Below are 20256 nucleotides of genomic sequence, written 5' to 3'. Positions count from 1 at the left end.
GGGGCGGGGTGCGGGTGCGGGCGCGGCCGACCGGGGGATCCTCGCGGCGGCGCGCCCCGCCGCCGTCGGGGCGGCCGGGAGCGGCGTGCTCTCTTGGCCCTGTGCCGTTCCCGCCGTCCCCGAGGAGTACCGCCGTGCCCCGACCGTTCCGCCGTCCGGCCCGCGCCGCCCTGCTGTCCGGCCTGCCCGCCGCCCTCGCACTGGCGCTGCTCGCCGCGACGCCCGCCGTGGCCGTGGCCCCGCCGCTGTCCGACCCCCGGATCGTCGCCCACTTCGACCTCGCCCAGGGCCTCCAGCCCGAGAACATCGCCGTGGAACCCGACGGGGCGGTGGACCTCACCTTCTCCAACGCCCGCCAGGTCGGCCGGGTCGCCACCGACGGCCGGCTCACCGTCCTGGCCACCATGCCCGCGCCCGAGCACCCGGCGACCCCCCTGATCGGCGCGGCCGTCGTCTCCGGCCTGGCCCGCGCCCACGACGGCACGCTGTACTTCGCCTACGCCACCGGCACCGAGGACCTCACCGGCATCTGGCGGCTCTGCCCCGGCGAGGAGCCCGAGCGGATCGCCGCCTTCCCCGTGGACAGCCTGCCCAACGGCCTCGCGCTCGACGAGCACGCGGGCGTGCTGTACTCCGCCGACTCGGCGCTCGGCCTGGTCCGGGCCGTCCCGCTGGACGGCGGCGCCCCGGTGGTCTGGTCGGACGACGCCGCGCTCAAGCCCGTCAGCGCCTTCGGGGCCAACGGTCTCAAGGTGCACCGGGGCGCCGTGTGGGTCGGCAACACCGACACCGGCTCCGTGCTGCGCATCCCGATCGGGCCGGGCGGCGCCGCCGGTCCCGTGGAGGTCCACGCCGGCGGCCTGCCCGGGCTCGACGACTTCGCCTTCGTCGGCGCCGGCGACGACCTGCTCGCGGCGCTCAACCCCTCCAGCGAGGTCGTGTACATCGGTCCGGACGGCACCCGCCACACCGTCCTCGACGCGGCCGACGGCCTCTCCAACCCCACGACGGTCGGGATCCGCGGCGACACGGTGTACGTGCCGAGTGCCGCCTTCTTCACCCTGGCCGACCCGAACCTGCTGGCGGCGACGTTGGAGCGGTAGCCCCGGTTCAAGGGCGGTCCGGGTTCTGCAGCGGTCCGGGTTCAACGCCGGCCAGGGTTCTGCAGCGGTCCGGGTTCAGCGCCGGCCCGGGTTCAGCGCCGGCCCGGCGGGCGGGTGAAGCAGCAGTCGCCGCAGACACCCGCCTGCGGGCCGGTCCGGTAGTAGAGGCAGCAGCTGTTGCGCCGGAAGGCGGTGCCGGCCGACGTCCCGGTGGGAGCGCCGGTGAGCGTGCCGGTCCCGGCGAGCGGCGGTCGGTCGAGCGCCTCGGCGACGAGCGCGCGGGCCACCGGGGTGTCGAGGACGCGCAGCGCGCCCGCCAGCGCGGAGGCCGCGTTGCCCCGCAGCAGCCCGCCGGAGAGCGGGACCGCCGATCGCACGGCCGCCGCGAGGTCCGCCAGCCACCCCTCGACGACGGTCCGCCGGAAGCGCTCGGCGAGCGGGGCCGGGTCGGCCGGCGCGTGCCGGTACGGCAGCCACAGGTCGATCGGCCCCTGCTCGGGGACCCGGACCCACGCCCGGCCGGGGCCCAGGTCGGGCAGCTCACCGAGCAGGGCGGCCGCGCCGAGGCCCACCGAACAGAACCGGGCGGCCAGGCCGAGGTGCAGGACGGACGCCGCGACCCGCGGCTCGTCGGTGCCCAGCCGCCGCGCGACCTCGCGCACCCGGTCCGTCAACGGCCCGTCCGGGCCGGGGGCGTAGAACTCCCGCAGCGGCCGGAAGCCCGGCGGCGGGTCCTGGCCGGGAGCGGTGGCGGCGTCCAGGGCGAAGTACGGGCCGACGGCGGCGAGCCGGCCGTAGTCGGGCGGCGGCGTTTCGCTCATGGGGCTGGTCCTCCGGTTCGGTCTCCGTGCCGGGCGGGGCGTGGCAGGGAACGGTACCGCGCGGCGCCTCCGGGGCTTCCGTCACAGCAGCCGCAGGGCGCCCGGGACGCGCTCCTCGAAGATCGCCACCAGCCGGTCGAACACCGTCGGCCCGCGCCCCGCCCGCGCCTCGGCCGTCGCGGCGGCGACGGCCGGACGGTTCGAGGGGTGGCAGCGGGCGAGCATGAGCTCCGACTGACGAACCGTTTCGGCATGGCCCAGGTGCCCGCGGGAGACCTGGTGGTCGTGCCACTCCACCGTGAAGTCGTCGTCGTCCGGTGTGCCGAACCCGCCGCCGAGGCAGTCGGCGAACGCGTCGAGGTTCCGGCCGAAGTAGCCGCCGGGGCCGTTGACCGCCTCGCCGATCGCGCGCCAGAAGTCGTCCGTCGTCCTGATCCGCGTGCCGTCCAGGATGTACACCGTCGTCATGACTCCGCAGGATACGGGGCGGTCGGGGCCGGACCGGGAGAGCGGTGGACGACCGGCCCCTAGGCTCGGGGGCATGTCTGTCGAGTCCGGCCCCGTGCCCTCCGCCTCCGGCGTGCCTCCCCTGCCCGGGGGCCGGTTGTCCGCCTCCGGCGCGCGGCTGCGGCGGCCGGTGGGGGTGGTGGGGGCGGTGGTCGCCCTGCTGCCCGTCGTGCTGGCGCGTCCGGGGCAGCACGCGGCCGCGCTGCTGGTGGCGTCGCAGGCCGCCGTGGCGGTCCTGGTGGCCGCCTTCCCGTGGCCGTGGCGGCGGGTGACGCTCACCGGGGCGGCGGGCGGTGTCGCCGCGCTCTCACTGCTGCTCGACCTCCTCTACGCGGGTCCGTACCGGCTGCCCGCGATCTGGCTGCCCTTGGAGTGGGCGGCGCTGCTGGCGCTGGCGGGGCGGGTGTGCCGGCGCTCCCGGGGCCGGTGGGCGGGCCCGGTCGGCGCGCTGGCCGTCACGGCGGCGCTGGCCGTGCCGCTGCGCTTCACCGCCCGGACCCCGAACGCGGGTTGGACCGGTTCGGTGATCGCCGTACTGGTTTCGCTGCTGCCGCTGGTCGTGGTCGTCGGGGCCGGCCTCTACCTGCGGGCGCTGGACGCGCGGCGCGAGCGGGCGGTCGCCCGGGCCCGGCGCGAGCAGCGTCTGGAGGTGGCGCGCGGGCTGCACGACTTCGTGGCGCACGAGATCACCGGCATCGTGCTGGAGGCGCAGGCCGGACAACTGCCGGGTCAGGAACCGGAGGAGACGGCCGCGCTGCTGCGCCGGCTGGAGGAGGCCGGGCTGCGCGCGCTGGACTCGATGGACGCGATGGTGGGCGCCCTGCGGGAGCCGCGCGAGGACGGGGCCGACGCGCGGCCGCGCGTCGGTGCGGGCGGCGCCGACGGTGCCACCCGGGTGTACGGGCTGGCGGATCTGCCGGAGCTGGTGGGCCGGTTCGGCCGGACCGGGCCGACCGGGGCCCGGCTGGAGGCGGCCCCGGAGGCCGCCGGGCTGCTCTCCGGGGAGGCGGAGGCGGCTGCGTACGCGGTGGTGCTGGAGGGACTCACCAATGTGCGGCGGCACGCGCCCGGCGCGGGCGGGGCGGTGGTGCGGGTGGAGGTGCGGCCCGGCGGGGTCGGGGCCCCGGTTTCGGGTGCGGTGGTCGTGTCGGTCAGCGACGACGGCGGGAGCCGATCCGGCGTCAGGGGCCTGCTGCGGCGCCGCCCGGGCGCCGGCGGCACCGGCCTGGTGGCCCTGGCCGAACGGCTCGCCGCGCACGGCGGCACGCTGGAGTCGGGGCCGCTGCGGCCGGCGGGGTGGCGCACCGGCTGCGAGCTGCCCGTCCGTGACCTGCCTCATCGGAGTTCGACCGGTCTCAACGATTCCTGATGCCGTACGTCAAGCCCCACGGGCCCCGATGAGTGCCGTCGCCCTGGTGACTCCAGACAGCTTGACCGAGGCTCAGCCTCCCGACAGGCGCGGGGGTCCCGGGCCGGACCGGCTGGTAGCAGTGTCGGTCGCGCAGGAGGGCCCGGCTGACGTCGACCCGGCGCCGGGAAGCCGGTGAGCCGGTCCGGGCCGGCCAAGGTGGTCATGTCGCCGCCGGTGGCGGCCAGGAACCCGGCGCCGGGGATGAGGCCCGGGCCCGGCAGGCCGGCGAGGATCTCGGCATCGCGGTGCTCGCGGAACCGGGCCGCGATGAGCTCGTCCGTCCCGGCGGCCTGCTGGTCGGGGCTCATGACCTGGGTGGCCAGGGTGCGGACCGTCCGGGCAGCCGTCTCCTCGCCGGGGGCGCCGGTGTGCTGGCTTGAGGCGGCCTCCAGCGCCGCCTCGGCGGTCTGGGCGGGGGGAGTCGTGCGAGACTGCCGGGCGTGACGAGTCCGAACCCGGAGCCCATCCGCACGTTGATCGCCGACGACCAGGAGGCCGTGCGCCGCAGCGTGCGGCGGATCCTGGACGCCCAGCCCGACATCACCGTGGTCGGCGAGGCGGCCGACGGTCTCGCCGCGCTCGAACTCGCGGCCGAACTGCGCCCGGACGTCGCGCTGGTGGACATCCGGATGCCCCGGATGGACGGCCTGGAGCTGACCAGGCGGCTGGCCGCCCCGGGGGCGGTGACGCCGGTGCGGGTGGTGGTGCTGACCACCTTCGACCTCGACGAGTACGTCTACCCGGCGCTGCGGCACGGGGCCTCCGGGTTCCTGCTGAAGCGGTCCGGTCCGGCGCTGCTGGCCGAGGCGGTCCGGGCGGCGGCGGGCGGGGAGAGCCTGATCAGCCCGTCGGTCACGGTGCGGCTGTTGCAGCACGTGACCGCGCCCCGGCGGGTGGACCGCAGGGCCGCCCCGGCGGCGCCGTTGACCGAACGCGAGGTGGAGATCGCCGGCCAGGTCGCGGCCGGGCGGACCAATGCGGACATCGCCGCCGAGCTGTTCATCTCACCGGGCACGGTGAAGACCCACGTGGCGAGCATCCAGCGCAAGCTCGGGGTGCAGAACCGGGTCGGCATCGCCGTGCACGCCTGGGAGATGGGGTACCCGGTGCCGTCCGCGCAGTGACAGTGACAGTGGCGGCGGCGGTGACGGCGGTGGTGGCCGCGACAGCGACGCGGGGGCGGACGTGCGGAACCTGCGAGGTGGAGGATGGCTTCCGGACGTGATGTCCTCCGGCCATGTGGTTCGATCGTCGACCGAGGTACCAGCGGCAGACCCTGATCCGTCTCGATCTGTCGCCACTGCCTCCTGCGGTCGAACTTCCTCTGCGACCCCGCAGGTCCACCACCATGATGCGCCCGTCGCGGCGGATGTACCAGGGGGTTCCGGGGTGAATTTCCCGAAAGCTGCCAAATTTCTCGAATCGGACGCTCCCGGTGCCGGGGGGCGGCTCAGTCGCGCAGCGCGTCCTTGCGCAGGAAGCGCTTCAGCCGCTGCCACGGCCAGGTGTTGATCACGTCCTCGGTGGTCAGCCAGGCGCGCTGTGCGGTGCCGATCCCGTACCGGGGGTAGGCGAGGTGCGGGGTGGCGTGGGCGTCGCTGTCGATCGCGAACTTCACGCCGTGGCGCTTGGCCCGCAGGACGTCCTCGTCCCTCAGGTCGAGGCGCTGGGGCGAGCTGTTGATCTCGATGGCGGTGCCGGTCCGGGCGGCGGCCTTGAAGACGGCGTCCAGGTCGACGTCGATCGGCCCGCGCCGGCCGATCCGCCGGGTGGTGAGGTGGCCGATGACGTGGACGTGCGGGTTCTCGCACGCCCGGATCAGCCGGCGGGTCTGGGCGTCCCGGTCCGCGCCGAAGTGCGAGTGGACGGAGGCCACGCAGACGTCGAACCCGGACAGGAAGCCGGCGTCCCAGTCCACGCCGCCCTCCGGTCCGATGTTCAGCTCGGTGCCGTGCAGCAGCCGCATCCGGCGGTGGCGCCCGGCCAGTTCGCGCAGCCGCTCCCGCTGGGCGAGCATCTTCTCGTCGGTCATCCGCTGCATCACCAGGTCGGGGGCGTGGTCGGTGACCGCGAAGTACGCGTAACCGCGGGCGGCCGCGGTGTCGATCATCTCCTCCAGCGTGGCCAGCCCGTCGGTCAGGTCGGTGTGGGTGTGCAGGTCGCCGCGGAGGTCCTGCTCGGTCACCAGCTCCGGCAGTTCGCCGTTCAGCGCGGCCTCGATCTCGCCGCGGTCCTCGCGCAGCGGCGGTGCGATCCACGGCAGGCCGAGCGCCGCGTACACCTCGTCCTCGCTCGCCGAGACGATCTTCTCGCCGCCCTCGGCCTCGAACAGCCCGTACTCGGAGAGCTTCAGCCCGGCCCGGACCGCCATCGTCCGGAGCTTGATGTTGTGCGCCTTGGAGCCGGTGAAGTACACCAGCGCCGCGCCCCAGTCCTCCTCGGGGACCACCCGCAGGTCCACCTGGACGCCGTCCGTGGTGCGCACCGAGGTCTTGGTCGGCCCGGTGCCGATCACCTCGGCCACGTAGGGGAGTCCGGCGAGCGCGGTCATCAGCGGCGCCGAGTCCTCGGCGGTGGCCAGCACGTCGATGTCGCCGACCGTCTCGCGCATCCGGCGCAGCGACCCCGCGTACGCGCACCGGGTGCACCCCGGCACCTCCCGCAGCGCCGCGACCAGCTGGTCGGCCAGCGCGGTGGCGGCGTCCAGGAGGGTGCGGCCGCCGGACTGCCGCATCAGCTCGATGCCGTGCAGGATCTTCTCGCCGCTGCGTTCGCCCAGGCCGGGCACCTCGCTCAGCCGGTCGGCGCGGATCGCCTCGGCGAGCTCGTCGACGGAGGAGATGCCGAGGTCGCGGTAGAGGGCGAGGGCGCGTTTCGGGCCGACGCCCGGGATCGACATCATGGCGCGGACCCCGCCCGGGATCTTGGCCCGGAGCGCCTCCAGCGCCTCGATCCGGCCGTCGGCGAGGTACTCGGCGATCTTCTCGGCGGTGGACTTGCCGACGCCGGGGATCTGCTGGAGCCCCTTGACGTCCAGGCCGTCGATGTCCTCGGGGTGGCCGCCGACGGCCCGGGCGGCCTTCTCGTAGGCGCGGGCGCGGAAGGCGTCGCCACCGGTGATCGAGATCAGGTCGGCGTACTCCTGGAGCAGCTCCCTGACCTTGTCGTTGAGCCGGGCCATGGGGCCAGTCTAGGTTCGCGGCCCGGCCGCGGCGCTCGCGCGAGCGGGGCGGGCCGGGGGCGGGCCGGGCCGGGGGGCGGGCCTCGGCGCTGCGGGCCGTGCGCGCCCGGCCCGCGCTCAGTCCCGTGCGACGGTCAGCACCACGACCACCGTGAGCCCGCCGCCGGGTGTCTGCTCCACCGCGAGCCGGCCCCCGGCTGTCCGGACCAGGCCCGACATCGACGGGCCGACGCGGCCCGGTCCGGTGTTGCCCGGTCCGGTGTCGTCCGGCCCCGTGCCGTACGCCGCGCCGAGCAGCCAGCGCCGGGTGTCCGGGGGCTGCGACGTGCCCCGGTCCACCACCCGTAGCTCGACCCGGGCCGGCTCGCCCGCCCATGGGTCCGGCCCGCCGAAGGCCTCGACGAACCCCGCCTCCGCCCAGCCGCCCGGGCCTCCCCGGCCGCCGGGCCGGTCGCCGTCCGGTCCCGGGCTCCACCCCGGTCCCGGCAGCGGGTCGGCCCGGACCAGGACCCGGGTGCCCGGCGGGTTGCGGCGGATCGCGTGGTCCACCAGAGCGGCCAGCGCCGCCTCCAGGCGCACCGAGTCGGCGACCACCACCGGCAGCCCCACCGGAACCCGGACGGTGACTTCGGCTGCCCGACCGCCGCCGCGCAGCACCCGTCCCACCAGCTCGGCCGGCTGCACGTGGCGCGCGTCCGGCACGCAGCCGCCGGTCCGGTCCGTCCAGCGCAGCCGTTCCAGCTCGGGCCGGGACAACAGCTGCGGCCCGGCCATGCCGCCGGGCCCGGAGCGTCCCGGAGCATCGGCACCCGTCGTCCCGGCCGCGCCCCCGAGCACCCACGCGCGCCCACCCGGTCCCGGCCGCCCGCCCCCGCCGACGCCCTTGAGCAGCCGTGCACCCGCCGGCGTCCCGGAGCGCCCGAACGGGCCGAACCCGCCCAGCGCCCGGGCGCCCGACGCGACGCGGCCCCAGAGCTTCCCGCCTGCCATCGTCCTGCCCCTCGTCCCCGCCGCCTCCAGGGCGGCCCGGTGCGGGCCGTTTCCCCGGCCCTGCGCCAAGCCTGCGCCCCCGCCGCTCGGGTGACAATCCGGCCCTCGGGTCCCGGGGGGCACTGCCACCCCTCCGACCAGCGGGGCCGTCACCCGCCGACCGGCGGGAGCACCGGACCGGCGCGCGCCCGGCCCCGTGCGCCCCCACCCGCGGACCGGCGAGCGTCGGCCACGCAGTCGGACCGCCTCGGCGGACCGCCCTGTTCGAATCCACAAAGATTTCTTCGCAAAAATCCTTTGCGAAGAGTCCTTTGCGGTCCTATGGTGCTGCCATGACCGATGACCGCAGGTGGCCGCACAGTCCGGACCCGCAGACCGATGTCGTGATCGATGCCAAGGGCCTGCGGGCCCTTGCCCACCCCGTGCGCGTGCAGCTGGTCGGGCTGCTCCGCAAGAACGGCCCGTCGACCGCCACCAGGCTGGCCGAGCAGCTCGGGCTGAACTCGGGTGCCACCAGCTACCACCTCCGCCAGTTGGCGGCCGCGGGCTTCGTCGCGGAGGACACCGAGCGCGGCAACGCCCGGGACCGCTGGTGGAAGGCGGTCCACCAGGTGACGTGGTGGACGGACACCGATCTCGCGGAGCAGGATCCGGAGGCGGCGATGGCGTATCTGCGCTCGATCCTGGCCTCGCACACGCTGACCGCGCAGACGGCGCTCAACTCGCTGGAGACCATGCCGGTCGAGTGGCGGAACGCGATGGACTTCAGCGACATGGTGCTCCAGATCACCCCGGAGGAGGCCCGGTCCCTGGCCGAGGAGCTGGCGGCGGTGGTCGCCCGCTACCGCCGGATCGAGCCGGGAACGCCCGGGCCGGAGGGTACGGACCGGGTGGCCGTGGTCGTCCACGTGCTGCCCGAGCCGCAGGGCGGGGCGGACGCCGAGGAACCGGAGGGGTGGTCATGACCGCGCCTGCCCCGGCCACCTCCTCGACTTCGGCCACGGCGGCCGCGCCGCGCAGCCTGCGGCCGGTGGTCGGCGTGCTGGTGGCGATGGCCGTCTCGCTGACCGGTACCCGGGTGTCGGCCGTCGCCCTGCCGTGGTTCGTGCTCGCCACCACCGGCAGCGCCACGATGACCGGCCTGGTCGCCTTCGTCGAGCTGGCACCCTATGTGCTGGTCAAGGCCTTAGCCGGGCCGGTGATCGACCGGCTCGGACCGCGGGGCGTCTCCTGGAGCACGGACGCGGTGAGCGCCGTCGCGGCCGGCCTCGTGCCGCTGCTGCACGGCCTCGGGCTGCTGCCGTTCTGGCTGCTGCTGGTCATGGTCGCCGTGATCGGCGCCGCCCGCGGCCCGGGGGACCTCGCCAAGGAGGTCATGATTCCCGAGGCGGCCGAGCTGGGCCGGATCCCGCTGGAGCGGGCCACCGGTCTGTCCGGTGTGACCGAGCGGCTGGCCAGCACGATCGGCCCGGCGGTCGGTGGCGGACTGGTCGCCCTGCTCGGTCCGATGGCCGGCCTGACGGCCAATGCGGCGGCCTTCGCCCTCGGCTCGCTGGTCATCGCCGTCGCGCTGCCGCGTGGGACGGGCGGAGCCTCCGTTCCGGCCCCGGCCCCGGCTCCGTCCGGCACCGAGGAAGGCGAGGAGGAGCCCGCCGGCTACTGGCAGCTGTTCCGGGAGGGCTTCGCGTTCCTGCGGCGCGAACCGCTGCTGATGACGATCATCGTGATGGTCGCGGTGACCAACCTCCTGGACGCCGCGTTCCTGACCGTGCTGGTCCCGGTCTGGGCACGGGAGTCCGGCGGCGGCCCGGCCGCGATCGGTCTGACCGGGACGGTCTGGGGGATCGCGGCGGTGGCCGGCAGCCTGATCGCGGCGGCCGTCGCCCACCGGCTGCCTCGGCGCACGGTGTTCTTCGCCGGGTTCCTGCTCTGCGGGGCCCCGAGGTTCGTGGTCCTGGCGCTGGACGTGCCGATGAGCGTGGTGGTCGGGGTGTTCGTGCTGAGCGGCTTCGGGGGCGGATTCATCAACCCGATCCTCGGCGCCATCCTGTTCGAGCGGGTGCCGCGCCACCTGCTGGGGCGGGTCAACGCCCTGGGTGACTCGCTCTCCTGGGCCGGCATCCCGCTGGGAGGCCTGTTCGCCGGCGCGGCGGTGGCGATGACGGGGCTGATACCGGTGCTGCTCGCGTGCGGCGGTCTGTACTTCGCCGTCACCACGCTGTCCGGCCTGCGACCGGAATGGCGGGAGATGGACCGCAAGCGCGGCCACGGCCCGGTGGCGGCCACCGATGCGAGCAGCGAACCGGCGGCAGCGGTACCTGCGCCGTCTGCTGCGCCCGCCTCGGCGGCCTCGCCCGCCCCGCCCGGCTCGGCGCAGGCGACGGCGGGAGTCAGGGCGGAGTGACGGGGACGGAGAGCACGGGGAGGAGGGCGCGATCGGCCGGGGGCGGTCATGGGGGTGGCCGGAGCGGGCGTGAGGGTGTCCAGCGGAGGAGGAGGGCGGAGGCGAGGGCGGCGAGGGCGCACCAGGTGGAGATGAAGGCCAGGCGCCAGAGGAGGGCGCAGGCCAGGGCGCCGGCGGCGGTGAACAGGCCGAGGTGGCGCAGGCGGCGGTCGCCGCTGATGAGCAGGGCGCCGACGGTGGCGAGGAGGTAGCCCGAGAGGAGGAGGGCCGGGTGCGGGATGCCGATGCGGTAGTCGAGGGTGTGGGCGTGGGCGGTGACGCCGACCGGGCGGGTGGCGATGGCGTGGGCCAGTGGCACGGCGACCAGCAGGCCGAGGAGGACCAGCGCGGTGAGCAGCCGCCGCCGGGACGGTCCGGCGTCGACGGCCGCGCGGCGTACGCCGACCGGTACCAGCAGGGGGAGCAGCGGCAGGGCGATCACCGCCCAGGCCGTGCGGGCCCAGGCGGCCGGGGCGGCGGGAAGATCGCCGTCGGCACCGAGCCAGACCGCGGCCTCGATCAGTTGGTGCACGCCGAGCACGAGCGGGAGCGCGGCGAGCGGCAGGCGTTCCGGGCGGCCGGCCCGGTGGTTGCGGACGAGGCAGAGCACACCGACGGCCGTCACCGCGCCGCCGACGACCAGGTCCGCCCGGGCACTCCAGCACATGGGGGCTCCAGCGGCCGGTCAGTCGGGGTCGGTGGGCGGGGCCGGGGGCGGGTCGGCGGGCGGGTCGGTGGGTGGCTCGGCGGGCGGGTCGTCCGCGTCGTCCTCCGCCGAGCCGCCCGGGACTTCGCCGATCGACTCCAGGATGTCCCCGGTGGTGCCGGGCAGGGCCGGGTGACGGCCGATCACCACCACGCCGATCACGACGGCCACCAGGCCGGCCGCCTGCCAGGCCAGCGCACCGGGGGTGACCCGGAGGCGGTCGCCGAGGAACCCCACCGCGCAGGCGATCCCGGTGATCGGCTGGGCTGCCGTCAGCGCGGGCAGGGACATCCGCAGCGGTGCGGCCTCGAAGGCGCTCTGCACCAGCAGCAGTCCGACCACCCCGGCCGCCACCACCGCGTACGGCTGCCAGCTGCGCAGTACCGCCTCCAGCCCCTGCTGGTCGAGCCGCTGGGTGGTCGCGCGGGTGAGGGCGTCCTGGAGGCCGTAGAGCAGGCCGGCGGCCAGGGCGAGCACCGTCGCCTCCTCGAACAGCGGCAGTCTGCGGGCCGTGGAGATCAGCACCAGGGTGAGTCCCACCACCGTGCCGACCACCAGCCAGTGCCGCAGCTCGCTCGCCGGCGGACCGCCGCCGGTGGGGCGGCCCGCGACGATGAACGCGGTCACGCCGAGCGCGAGCAGCAGCACCCCGGCCCAGCCGGACCGTCCGAGCGTCTGGCGGGTCAGCACCCGGGCGAGCGCCATCGCGAAGATGAGGTTGGTGGCGAGCAGCGGTTCGACGAGCGAGACCTCGCCCTGGTTGAGGGCGAGCGCGGAGAGGATCAGTCCGGTGATCATGAATCCGGTGCCGAGCAGCCACCCGGGCATCCGCAGCAGGTCCAGCAGCAGGCGCCAGTGCAGCAGGTCGGAACGCGGTGCCTGCTGTGCCGCGTGCTGCTGGAGGACGAATCCGAGGCCCAGGAAGCAGGCGGCGCTCAGGGCCAGGACGAAGACCGCCACGGAGGGACCACCCGAGGGTTGTTGACCGCACCGCACCGCCGCCGGACCCCGGGGCGGCTCCACGCTCCGGAGCGGGGTGTCCCGCGGCATCGGCGCGATGGGCCCAGCCTACCGCCGGGGTGCGGCGCGGACCCGTGGAGCCGCGCCGCCCGGCGGGTCGCGGCGCACCGGGCGGGCGGACGGCGCGGCCGCCCGCCCGGTTGCCCCCGCCGTGCAGGGGGGCGCACGCTGGTGGGAGCGGCCGCGGCGGGAGCACCGCCCGTACCGGCCCGAGCAGGCGCGAGGGGGGAGCGCCGCCAGGAGGTGTGGCATGCACAACGAGTGGGCTGTGGAGCTGAGCTTCGAGGAGGACGGCGTCCACACCGGATGCCAGGCGAGGCTGACCGGCGCCCGGGCCCCGGGCCTGAGCGCGCACGGGGAGTCGACCAGGAGCGTGGACGACCGCCCGCTCGCCAGGATCGGCGAGGAGGTCGCGGCCTCACGCGCGCTGGAGGCGTTGTCCCGCAAGCTGAGGGCGCAGGCCGACGGGGAGATCGAGGACGAGGGCCACCGGCCCGGGTACCTCATCTACTGAGGTACCGCCCCCGACGCCGACCCCGAACCCTCTGCCGACCCCGCCCCTGACGTCCGCGCCGACCGCTCGGCGGTTCGGCGCGGCGGGACGAACAGCACCGCGACCAGGGCGGCCACGCCGAGCAGCCCGGCGGTGACCACGAACGCGTGGTCGTAGCCGGCGGCGAGGGCGGCCCGCGCGGAGTCCCCGTCCGTGGCGGCCCGGCGGGTGGCCGCCACCGCGACCGTCGACAGGACGGCGAGCCCGATGCTGCCGCCGCACTGGCGGCCGGCGTTGAGCAGCCCGCTGACCAGCCCGGCCTCGCGCGGGTCGACGCCCGAGGTGCCCATCGCGGTGTTGGCGACCATGCAGACGCCGACGCCCACGCCGGCCACGATCGACGGGCCGGCGAATCCGGTCAGATAGCCGGAGTCCAGGGCGAGCGCGCCGAACCAGAGCATCCCCAGCGCGGAGAGCAGCAGTGCGCCGGTGAGCGTGGCCCGGCCGCCGAAGCGGGCGGTGAGGCGGCCCGCGATCATGCTGCCCGCCGCCGTCCCGGCACAGAACGGCAGGAACGCGGCGCCCGCCGCCAGCGGGCCGTAGCCCAGGACGTTCTGGAGGAACAGCGAGCTGAAGTAGAAGCCGGCCAGCATGCCAGCCCCGAGCAGGGTCACGAGCAGGCTCGACAGCCACGCCGTCCGGGCCCGCAGCACGCCCAGCCGGACGATCGGCGCCCGCGCGAACCGCGACTCCCAGAGCAGGAAGAGCAGTCCGAGCAGGACGGCGGCGCCGAGCGTGCCGAGGGTGCGGGCCGAGCCCCACGGGTGGCGGTCGGTCTCCATCAGCCCGTAGACCAGGACGGTCATCGCTCCGGTGCCGAGCACGGCGCCGGGCACATCGGGCCGGCCGGTGAGCGGCGGGCGGACGGCGGGCACCGAACGGACTGCCAGGAGGAGGCCGGCGAGCACGATCGGCGCGTTGACGAAGAACACCCAGCGCCAGTCGAGCAGGTCCGTCAGCACACCGCCGAGCAGGACGCCCAGCGCGCTGCCGCCCGCCGTCACCATCGACCAGATGCCGACGGCCCGCGCCCTGGCGGCGCCCTCGGCGAAGGTCACCATGATCAGCGTCAACCCGATCGGGGCCAGGGCGGCGGCAGCCACCCCCTGGCCGGCCCGGGCCGCGACCAGTTGCGCGGGGGTCTGCGCGAACCCGCCGAGCACCGAGGCGAGGCCGAACAGGACCAGGCCGGAGAGCAGCGCGCGGCGGTGTCCGACGAGGTCGGCGATCCGTCCGCCGAGCAGCAGCAGTCCGCCGAAGGCGAGCGCGTAGGCGTTGACCACCCACGGCAGCGAGCCGTCGGCGAAGCCGAGGGACTCGCCCATGGCGGGGAGCGCGATGTTCACGATGCTGGCGTCCAGCGTGACCATCAGCTGGCAGACGGAGACGGTGGCGAGCACCAGGCCGGGGCGGACACCGGGCGGGGCGGCGGTGCGGGGCGGCGCGGCTTCGGGCATGGCGACCTCCGATGCGAACATTGTTCGCGCAAGGTAAGCCTTACTTGTTGAACCATGCAAGCGCCCAGGTCGGCGGCGGCTTGGCGCGGACGTGGCAGGATGGCGGCGTGTCAGAGCGAAGAAGCCGGCCCGGCGTCGGCGAACAGCGGGCGGACGGGTCGGTCGCGGTGGGCGGCGCGGAGGGGCTGGACGCCGAGCGCGGCAAGTACGGCCGCAAGCGGCCGCGCCCCGGGCTCACCACGGCCGGGGTGGTCGCCGCCGGGCGCCGGGTGATCGAGCGCGACGGCATCGACGCGCTCACCATGCGGGCCGTCGCCACCGAACTCGGCACGGCGCCCGCCTCGCTGTACCGGCATGTGACCGACCGTGAGGCGCTGCTCATCGCCGTCCTGGAGCAGATCGCGGAGGGCATCCCGGTCGACGTCCCGGGCTCGGGCCCGCAGGAGCGCCTGCAGAACCGGCTGCTCGGCGCGCACGACTACATGGTCGGGCACGCCTGGGTGCTGCACGTCCTGATCCGCGGTGAACTGGTCGCCCGGAACGCGCTGGCGTTCAACGACGCCTGCCTCGCCGACCTGATGGCCGCCGGCCTGCCGCCCGGGCGCGCATTGACCGCGTTCCGCGCCTGCTGGCACCTGGTCCTCGGCGAACTGCTCTTCGAACACCCCGTCAGCCCGCCCCGCGAGCCGAGCCAGCGCCGCGCCGTCATCGAGTCCGCGGACCGCGAGCAACTCCCCGCCCTGGGTCAGGTGCTGGCCGAGGTGGGCTTCGTGGGCGTGGGCGAGCGCTGCGGTGACCTGGAGGTGGCGCTGGACGCCCTGATCACCGGCCTGGTGGGGCAGCACAGCTAGGAGCTTCAGCTGGCGGCCGATCTCGTCGGCCTCCTGAACGGCCGGGTCGCGCTCGTCCTCGGCGGGATCGTCCCACGGGTCGTAACTGGTCGGCTCGTACACCGGCGGGTCCGGACGCAGGAGGGCAAAGTGGTCGACAACCACGACGTCCGGGCGCTGCCGAAGAGCGATGCGGGTGTTGACGATCTCGCGGATCCGCTCGGGTGTCAGCTGCGCCGGCCGTTCGATACGCAGGTTCGGGACGGCGTTGCGGGCGGGAAGGTCAGGGGCGAAGAGCAGGGTGCTGTGTCCGATGCCAGCGGTATGCAGCGCGATCTCGAGACTGCGGCTGCTTCCCGGTGCCCGCGGTGGGCGCCGATGCCCACCATCCGGCCAGGACCGGTTGCAGGACGGCGTCGAGGTGCGGCCACGCGGTGACCGCCGACAAGGCCTACTCCTCGAAAGCCAACCGCGCCTACCTGCGCAGACGCGGGATCACCGCGGTGATCCCGGAGAAAGCGGATCAGGCGGCCAACCGGAAACGGAAGGGCTCCGCCGACGGCCGACCCGTCACCTTCGATCCCGACTGCTATAAGCGGCGCAACCACGTCGAGCGGTGCTTCCAGAAGCTCAAGACCTGGCGTGGCCTGGCCACTCGATACGACAAGAGCTCGGAGAGCTACGCGGCCGGCCTGCACCTTCGCGGATCGATCATGTGGCTGAAGTCCCTGACGACAGCCACATGATCCGAACCTTGAACAGTCCCTAGGGCGGCGGCGGCCGGGTCCTGCTCGAACAGGTCGCGGTCGCCGGGCAGGCCGTACCTGCTGAGGGCGGTGCGCAGTTCGTGCAGGGTGGCTGGCCTCGGGGCGGCCGGGGGCTGGTGGTCGGGCTGGGTGGTCACCTGGTTCTCCTCGGTAGCGGTCAAACCGCAGGTGCGGGCCCGGCCTGGCAGCTCGACTGGCTGTGCTGGTCGGCTCGTGGTGAGGAAGGCGAAGAGGTTACGGGTGGACACGGGCGGCGCGCAAGGGGGTTTCAGGCAGGGGGCTTCAGGCAGGGGGTGGTGACGCCCAGGACCATGCGGTTGTCGCCGGCGGTGCTGGAGACGTCGATGACGTACCGGCTCTCGGGGTGGCGTGCGGTGACGGTCGAGTTCGGCTCGGTGGCGGGTGTCTCCTGGTACTCGGAGATCTTGAGCCCTTCGGCCATGAGGACGTCTCTGACCGTGCGTACGACGTCGTTGTGCTGGGCGTTGGGGACGTAGCTGTGGACCGCGTAGGAGAGGGTGAAACGGTCGTCGGGTGCGGATTCCCCGTTCCTGCCGACGCAGGGGCTGAAGAACGGGTCGGCCGGCTCGGCGTTGATCTGGATGCCGGCGGCCTGGGCCAGGTGCTCGGTGATCTGCTGTGCCCAGGCGAGCGCGTCGTCGCGGGATTTGGCGGGGAGCGGGGCGTCCTTGGCGGTGCTGTCGTTCGCCATGCAGGCTCCAAGAGTCGAGACCGTCAGCGTCACGGCCACGAGGTACTTCAGCGCGATGGCGGGCGGACGGGCGGGCGGGCGGGCCATGGGTATCTCCGGGTGGCTCAGTGGGGGATCGATCCCCAGAGCGGGTCTTCCTTGGGGCCGGTGGTGGGCTTCTGACCAGCGATGATCTTGCCCTGGTTCTTCAGGCTCTGTGAGTCGTCGTCCCAGTAGCCGCCGTGTCCGGAGGTGTCGATGGTGATGTTGTGTCCTCCGAATCCCGCTATGTGGGGGCTGGGCCCCAGGGAGAATCCGCCGACCAGGCGGGTGGCGTCATCAGTGGCCTCCCCGATCCAGAGGTGGTCCGGGTTGACGGTCAGCTGGTCCGCGGTCAGGACGCCCATGCCTGGGCTGCCGAGGGTCACGATGTCGTCGGTCTGGAGGCCGCCCTTCTCGCTGTCAGCGACGCCGACGGCGAAGCTGCCGTAGCTGTGGGCGATGTAGCTGAGGTGGGTCTTCGGCTCGCCGTGCGCAACCCTGAGTCCGTCGGAGAAGCGGCGCATGTCGTCGGCGGCGTCGAGGCCGCGCATGGGATTGGCCGCTTTCGGGATGCTCTCCGGTGTGTCGTAGCCGAGGTAGGAGATCACGGCGACGCTCTCGCCTTCCTTCGTGTACCGGCCGGCGGACCTCTGGAGCTTGCGGATGTGGTCGATCTGCCCGGGGACGCCCGGCAGCTCGGTGTTGGTTCCGGGGACGAAGACGGAGGTGTGGGTGGCCTTGTCCGGGTTGCCGGTGGAGACGATGGCGCGTCCGTCCCCGCCGTAGGCCTCCGGGTCGATGCCGAGGAGGAACATCTGGTGCGCCTCGTCCTTCGCGTCGGCGGTGTCCTCCAGCTTCTTCTTGATCTCGGCCAGTGCCGCCTTGCGCTTGTCGTACGCCGTTTGGTCCAGGCCGAACGACGCCGCGGTGCCGGCCTGCAGAGCGTCGAGCTTCTGGTCGAGCACGAGCCGGTTGGCCTCGTCCCGGACAGTGGCCGGCAGGCCGTCCAGGTTCCCGATCCTGGCCGCGTTCAGGGCGAGGTAGGTCTCCTGCTGGTCGGGTGTCAGTCCCTTCCACCACTCGGCGTTCTTCGCGGGGTCCTTGCCGTCCGGGATGTAGGACTCGGCCAGACCCAGGTCGTTCATCACCGCCGCGACATCACCATGTGTCTCGGCGGACGCACCGTTCGCCCGCTGACCGTTCAGGACCTCCCCGCCCAGGCGTCCGAGGGCGATCTGGCCCTGGTTGCTCGCCGCCTCGGCGTCCTTCAGCGCCTGGTCGATCCGGGCCTGGTAGCCGGCCCTGAGACCCATGAGGGTGCGGCGGGCGGCCTGCGCGTCCGGGTCATTGCGGTCCCCTGGCTCCTCTGGCGCAAGGTCCACCCTCCCCTCCGCCGAGACCGTCAGGCCGGAGTCCTGCGCCCGGCGAACCGCGTTCGTCAGATTCGTCTGCGCCTGGTGGATCCGGTCGGCGACCGTGTTCAGCGTCAGCACGATCGCCTCCGCCTCCACCCGGACGACGGCCAACTGTTGCTCGGTGCGCGCCATGAACGGGAACGCCGCCTGGGCATCGGTCCCCTCCCACTGCCGGTGGAGGGGCCCGTTCACCTGGCTGCGGTGACGTGAGCCCACGGTCTCCGCCGCGTGCGCCAGTGCCTTCCAGTTCCTCGCGACCCCGCGCAGCCCTTCCGGATCGAACCTCACCAACAGCTGGTAGAGGCCGTTCACTGCTTGGCCCCCTGCTGGCTCCAGACGCCGGCCGCCGCCTGCTCGTTCTGATTGTGGGACGCGGCGTTCGCATCGAGATTGGTCCCCGTGGCGACGATCCGCTGCTGGAGTGCCGCGAGCGGCGCGCTCCAACTGCTGCCCAGATGCCCCAGGGCGCCGGCGACTGACCAGCCGGCGAGCTGGCCGCTCACCGTCGTGGCGGAGGTCAGCGCGGCCTTGACCGGAGCACCGAGCTCCTCCGCGAGTCCCTTCGCCACCTGCGCCGACGCATGCAGTTCCCGCACAACGACGTTGACGTCCGCCAACGTAACTCCCCCCAGAACCAAGCCCGGCACGACACCCCGCCGCACCAGATCCGGCATCACCATACGCTGCACATCCGTTCGAACACGCAGATATATGAAACCCGTGCAGGTCAGAGCCGTGTGGCACGGCCGGGGGCTTCGGGGAACACCTCGATCCGCGATCTCTTCGGCGGGGCGAGGACGTCGCGGTAGTGGTGGTCGACGGACAGGATCGCCGGGCGCTGGAGCCGCCAGGCGAGGACCGCGTTGACGGCGTCGGCCAGGCCGAGCCCGTGCCCCTGGTACTGGCGGAGCAGTTGCTCGGCGTCGGCGTACAGTCGCCGATCGGCCGACGGCAGGACGACGAAGCCCTGCCCTGCCCGGCGAGCGCGCCCAGGCGCGTGATGGCGTTCATCACCATCGGGGAACGATCAGCACCCGGGCGTAGCGGTGCGGAGCGCTTCGGTGCTGCGCCGACGTCAATTAGCTAGTGCTCTGACCGCATACCTTGACCGGGTTGGGTGGTAGGGGCAGGCCGCGTGGCGGGGGCGTCCGCTTATGCTCAGCTCGTGCAACCGCTCTCCAGCAACAGCGATCCGTTGATCAAAGCATTCCCAGCCGAGCTTGCGGGCGATGCCAAGGCGGTTCTGGCGATCATGCCTACTTCGCGACTCCGGCCACTTGACCCGTTTTCGGTCGTTGTAGAGGGTCAGCACGTTTCCATCCCCGGGCGGCTCTACAACGACGAGCCGCCGACTGACGCGGTGGCATCGCTCTCGTCGCGGCAGCGACAGATTCTGCACTGCTTGTACTCAAGACACTGCGACGGGATGGTCAGGCAGCGTCACCTGGCAAAGGTCGTTGGCTCCATGGACCCGTGGGTCGTCCCGTTCGTCGTGCAGTTGGTCGGCGAGTACGTCTTGGAGATCCTGGTCGTCATCTGCGATGAGCTTCGTGATCTCGCTACGCCGGGCACCAGTAGTCACCTCGCTTACGGGAAGTTCATCGTGGACAACCCGGCCTTCTTCGCGCGCACTCAGCGGCGGGTCGTGAGCTACTGGAGCTGCTACTACCGTTCCGCCTATTCGAGCTTCCGGGGCTACCCGGGGTGCGCTCTTCTTGAACTCCTACGGTCCGCTGCCTCCGACCGAGCAGGGCGCCCCTGGCCCAACCTCGCTCCAGCTGCCGGCACCAGGGTGGACGGTTACTGCTAGGGCTCAGCCGACAAGGTTCGCCCGGTTGGTCAGGCTGCGGCAGTGAGTGGACGTCCGCCCCAGCGGATGCCCTTCTCACTTCGGACGCGGGCGCGCATTGCGCTCGTCGTCGGCGGGGTGGAAGCCGAGTTCGACGCCTCCGATCTCCACCCAGGCGTAGATCGCTCCGGTGTCGCTGACGTCGGTCTTCACGGGGACGTCCAGGAACTCGCCCCACCACCGGGCCGATACCTCGGGGTCCACGGCGAAGGTCATCACGGTACGCACACCGGTGAACAAGACCCACCTCCACAGGCTGTCACTGACCGGTACACCGTCCGCACCAGTCTGTCACGATAGGCCCAGCTCCTTGACACCTGAACAGACAAGCCCGGATCCAGCCCTCGGCCAGCTGGTCAAGAAGTGGCAAAGCCGCTAGGGCCTGTGTGATGTTGTGATCAATCTCCGGGTTCTGCCCCGCTCCGGGGCAGAACCCGGTAGGAATGTTGGATGTGACGCGCAGGCAACTC

General features: G+C 73.7%; 20 protein-coding genes and 1 pseudogene. 10 read left to right on the top strand and 11 right to left on the bottom strand.

Going from position 1 to position 20256, the window contains the following annotated elements; translation table 11 throughout:
* The first annotated feature begins 134 nt into the window (after positions 1-134).
* On the top strand, positions 135-1103 hold the full coding sequence (locus tag ACFU74_RS26970; protein WP_380761227.1) for a hypothetical protein: 969 nt from the start codon (positions 135-137) through the stop codon (positions 1101-1103).
* 92 nt (positions 1104-1195) lie between these two features.
* Here the strand turns inward: ACFU74_RS26970 and ACFU74_RS26965 are convergent, their stop codons facing one another.
* Together ACFU74_RS26965 and ACFU74_RS26960 are read right to left on the bottom strand one after the other, a co-directional pair.
* Positions 1196-1924, bottom strand: a complete 729-nt coding sequence (locus ACFU74_RS26965) for a (2Fe-2S)-binding protein (RefSeq protein WP_380761225.1) — start codon at positions 1922-1924, stop codon at positions 1196-1198.
* An 81-nt stretch (positions 1925-2005) separates the two neighbouring features.
* On the bottom strand, positions 2006-2392 hold the full coding sequence (locus ACFU74_RS26960) for a barstar family protein (protein WP_380761223.1): 387 nt from the start codon (positions 2390-2392) through the stop codon (positions 2006-2008).
* 73 nt (positions 2393-2465) lie between these two features.
* Here ACFU74_RS26960 and ACFU74_RS26955 point away from each other — a divergent pair, with 73 nt between their 5' ends.
* Together ACFU74_RS26955 and ACFU74_RS26950 are read left to right on the top strand one after the other, a co-directional pair.
* On the top strand, positions 2466-3800 hold the full coding sequence (locus ACFU74_RS26955) for a sensor histidine kinase (protein ID WP_380761221.1): 1335 nt from the start codon (positions 2466-2468) through the stop codon (positions 3798-3800).
* Positions 3801-4282: 482 nt separating this feature from the next.
* Complete coding sequence (locus ACFU74_RS26950) at positions 4283-4966, top strand: response regulator (RefSeq protein WP_380761219.1); 684 nt, start codon at positions 4283-4285, stop codon at positions 4964-4966.
* 326 nt (positions 4967-5292) lie between these two features.
* Here ACFU74_RS26950 and polX read toward each other — a convergent pair whose 3' ends face one another.
* Positions 5293-7023: a DNA polymerase/3'-5' exonuclease PolX gene (gene polX, locus ACFU74_RS26945; RefSeq protein WP_380761217.1), complete on the bottom strand. Its 1731-nt coding sequence runs from the start codon at positions 7021-7023 to the stop codon at positions 5293-5295.
* Between the two features lie 117 nt (positions 7024-7140).
* Positions 7141-8013, bottom strand: coding sequence for a hypothetical protein (locus ACFU74_RS26940; protein WP_380761215.1), 873 nt, complete (start codon positions 8011-8013; stop codon positions 7141-7143).
* A 332-nt stretch (positions 8014-8345) separates the two neighbouring features.
* On the opposite strand from ACFU74_RS26940, the gene ACFU74_RS26935 reads away from it, so the two are divergent.
* Together ACFU74_RS26935 and ACFU74_RS26930 are read left to right on the top strand one after the other, a co-directional pair.
* A complete protein-coding gene (locus tag ACFU74_RS26935) occupies positions 8346-8978 on the top strand; it encodes an ArsR/SmtB family transcription factor (protein ID WP_380761213.1) in 633 nt (210 codons plus the stop codon).
* Complete coding sequence (locus tag ACFU74_RS26930; RefSeq protein WP_380761212.1) at positions 8975-10417, top strand: MFS transporter; 1443 nt, start codon at positions 8975-8977, stop codon at positions 10415-10417. Before ACFU74_RS26935 ends, ACFU74_RS26930 begins: the two co-directional genes overlap by 4 nt.
* Positions 10418-10463: 46 nt before the next feature.
* On the opposite strand, the gene ACFU74_RS26925 is transcribed toward ACFU74_RS26930, so the two are convergent.
* Together ACFU74_RS26925 and ACFU74_RS26920 are read right to left on the bottom strand one after the other, a co-directional pair.
* Entirely contained in the window at positions 10464-11123 is a 660-nt protein-coding gene (locus tag ACFU74_RS26925; RefSeq protein WP_380761210.1) for a DUF6629 family protein, read from the bottom strand.
* An 18-nt stretch (positions 11124-11141) separates the two neighbouring features.
* Complete coding sequence (locus ACFU74_RS26920) at positions 11142-12122, bottom strand: DMT family transporter (protein ID WP_380761208.1); 981 nt, start codon at positions 12120-12122, stop codon at positions 11142-11144.
* A gap of 310 nt (positions 12123-12432) precedes the next feature.
* On the opposite strand from ACFU74_RS26920, the gene ACFU74_RS26915 reads away from it, so the two are divergent.
* Positions 12433-12696 (top strand): dsRBD fold-containing protein, encoded by a 264-nt coding sequence (locus tag ACFU74_RS26915; RefSeq protein WP_380761206.1) that lies wholly within the window; start codon positions 12433-12435, stop codon positions 12694-12696.
* On the opposite strand, the gene ACFU74_RS26910 is transcribed toward ACFU74_RS26915, so the two are convergent.
* Entirely contained in the window at positions 12690-14192 is a 1503-nt protein-coding gene (locus ACFU74_RS26910) for an MFS transporter (protein WP_380761204.1), read from the bottom strand. The two genes, ACFU74_RS26915 and ACFU74_RS26910, sit on opposite strands and share 7 nt — an antisense overlap.
* Before the next feature lie 107 nt (positions 14193-14299).
* Here ACFU74_RS26910 and ACFU74_RS26905 point away from each other — a divergent pair, with 107 nt between their 5' ends.
* Together ACFU74_RS26905 and ACFU74_RS26900 are read left to right on the top strand one after the other, a co-directional pair.
* Entirely contained in the window at positions 14300-15043 is a 744-nt protein-coding gene (locus tag ACFU74_RS26905) for a TetR/AcrR family transcriptional regulator (RefSeq protein WP_380761202.1), read from the top strand.
* A 404-nt stretch (positions 15044-15447) separates the two neighbouring features.
* A pseudogene (locus ACFU74_RS26900) lies at positions 15448-15768 on the top strand (transposase); the annotation flags it as partial.
* Between the two features lie 289 nt (positions 15769-16057).
* On the opposite strand, the gene ACFU74_RS26895 reads toward ACFU74_RS26900, so the two are convergent.
* Genes ACFU74_RS26895 through ACFU74_RS26885 form a run of 3 tightly spaced genes read right to left on the bottom strand, consistent with a single transcriptional unit; the run spans position 16058 to position 18611 of the window.
* Positions 16058-16588, bottom strand: coding sequence for a hypothetical protein (locus ACFU74_RS26895; protein WP_380761200.1), 531 nt, complete (start codon positions 16586-16588; stop codon positions 16058-16060).
* A gap of 17 nt (positions 16589-16605) precedes the next feature.
* Positions 16606-18225, bottom strand: coding sequence for an alpha/beta hydrolase (locus ACFU74_RS26890; RefSeq protein WP_380761198.1), 1620 nt, complete (start codon positions 18223-18225; stop codon positions 16606-16608).
* Positions 18226-18245: 20 nt separating this feature from the next.
* Positions 18246-18611, bottom strand: coding sequence for a hypothetical protein (locus ACFU74_RS26885; protein ID WP_380761196.1), 366 nt, complete (start codon positions 18609-18611; stop codon positions 18246-18248).
* Between the two features lie 134 nt (positions 18612-18745).
* Here ACFU74_RS26885 and ACFU74_RS26880 point away from each other — a divergent pair, with 134 nt between their 5' ends.
* Positions 18746-19024: a hypothetical protein gene (locus ACFU74_RS26880; protein ID WP_380761194.1), complete on the top strand. Its 279-nt coding sequence runs from the start codon at positions 18746-18748 to the stop codon at positions 19022-19024.
* 78 nt (positions 19025-19102) lie between these two features.
* Positions 19103-19747: a hypothetical protein gene (locus ACFU74_RS26875; protein ID WP_380761192.1), complete on the top strand. Its 645-nt coding sequence runs from the start codon at positions 19103-19105 to the stop codon at positions 19745-19747.
* Between the two features lie 75 nt (positions 19748-19822).
* On the opposite strand, the gene ACFU74_RS26870 is transcribed toward ACFU74_RS26875, so the two are convergent.
* Positions 19823-20026 (bottom strand): hypothetical protein, encoded by a 204-nt coding sequence (locus ACFU74_RS26870; RefSeq protein ID WP_380761190.1) that lies wholly within the window; start codon positions 20024-20026, stop codon positions 19823-19825.
* Positions 20027-20256 lie beyond the last annotated feature (230 nt).

It is taken from the genome of Kitasatospora sp. NPDC057500 (genome assembly GCF_042802195.1).
Classification (GTDB): Bacteria; Actinomycetota; Actinomycetes; order Streptomycetales; family Streptomycetaceae; genus Kitasatospora.
The sequence above is the reverse complement of the archived record's forward strand: the minus strand, read 5'-3'. Positions and strand labels throughout refer to the sequence as shown.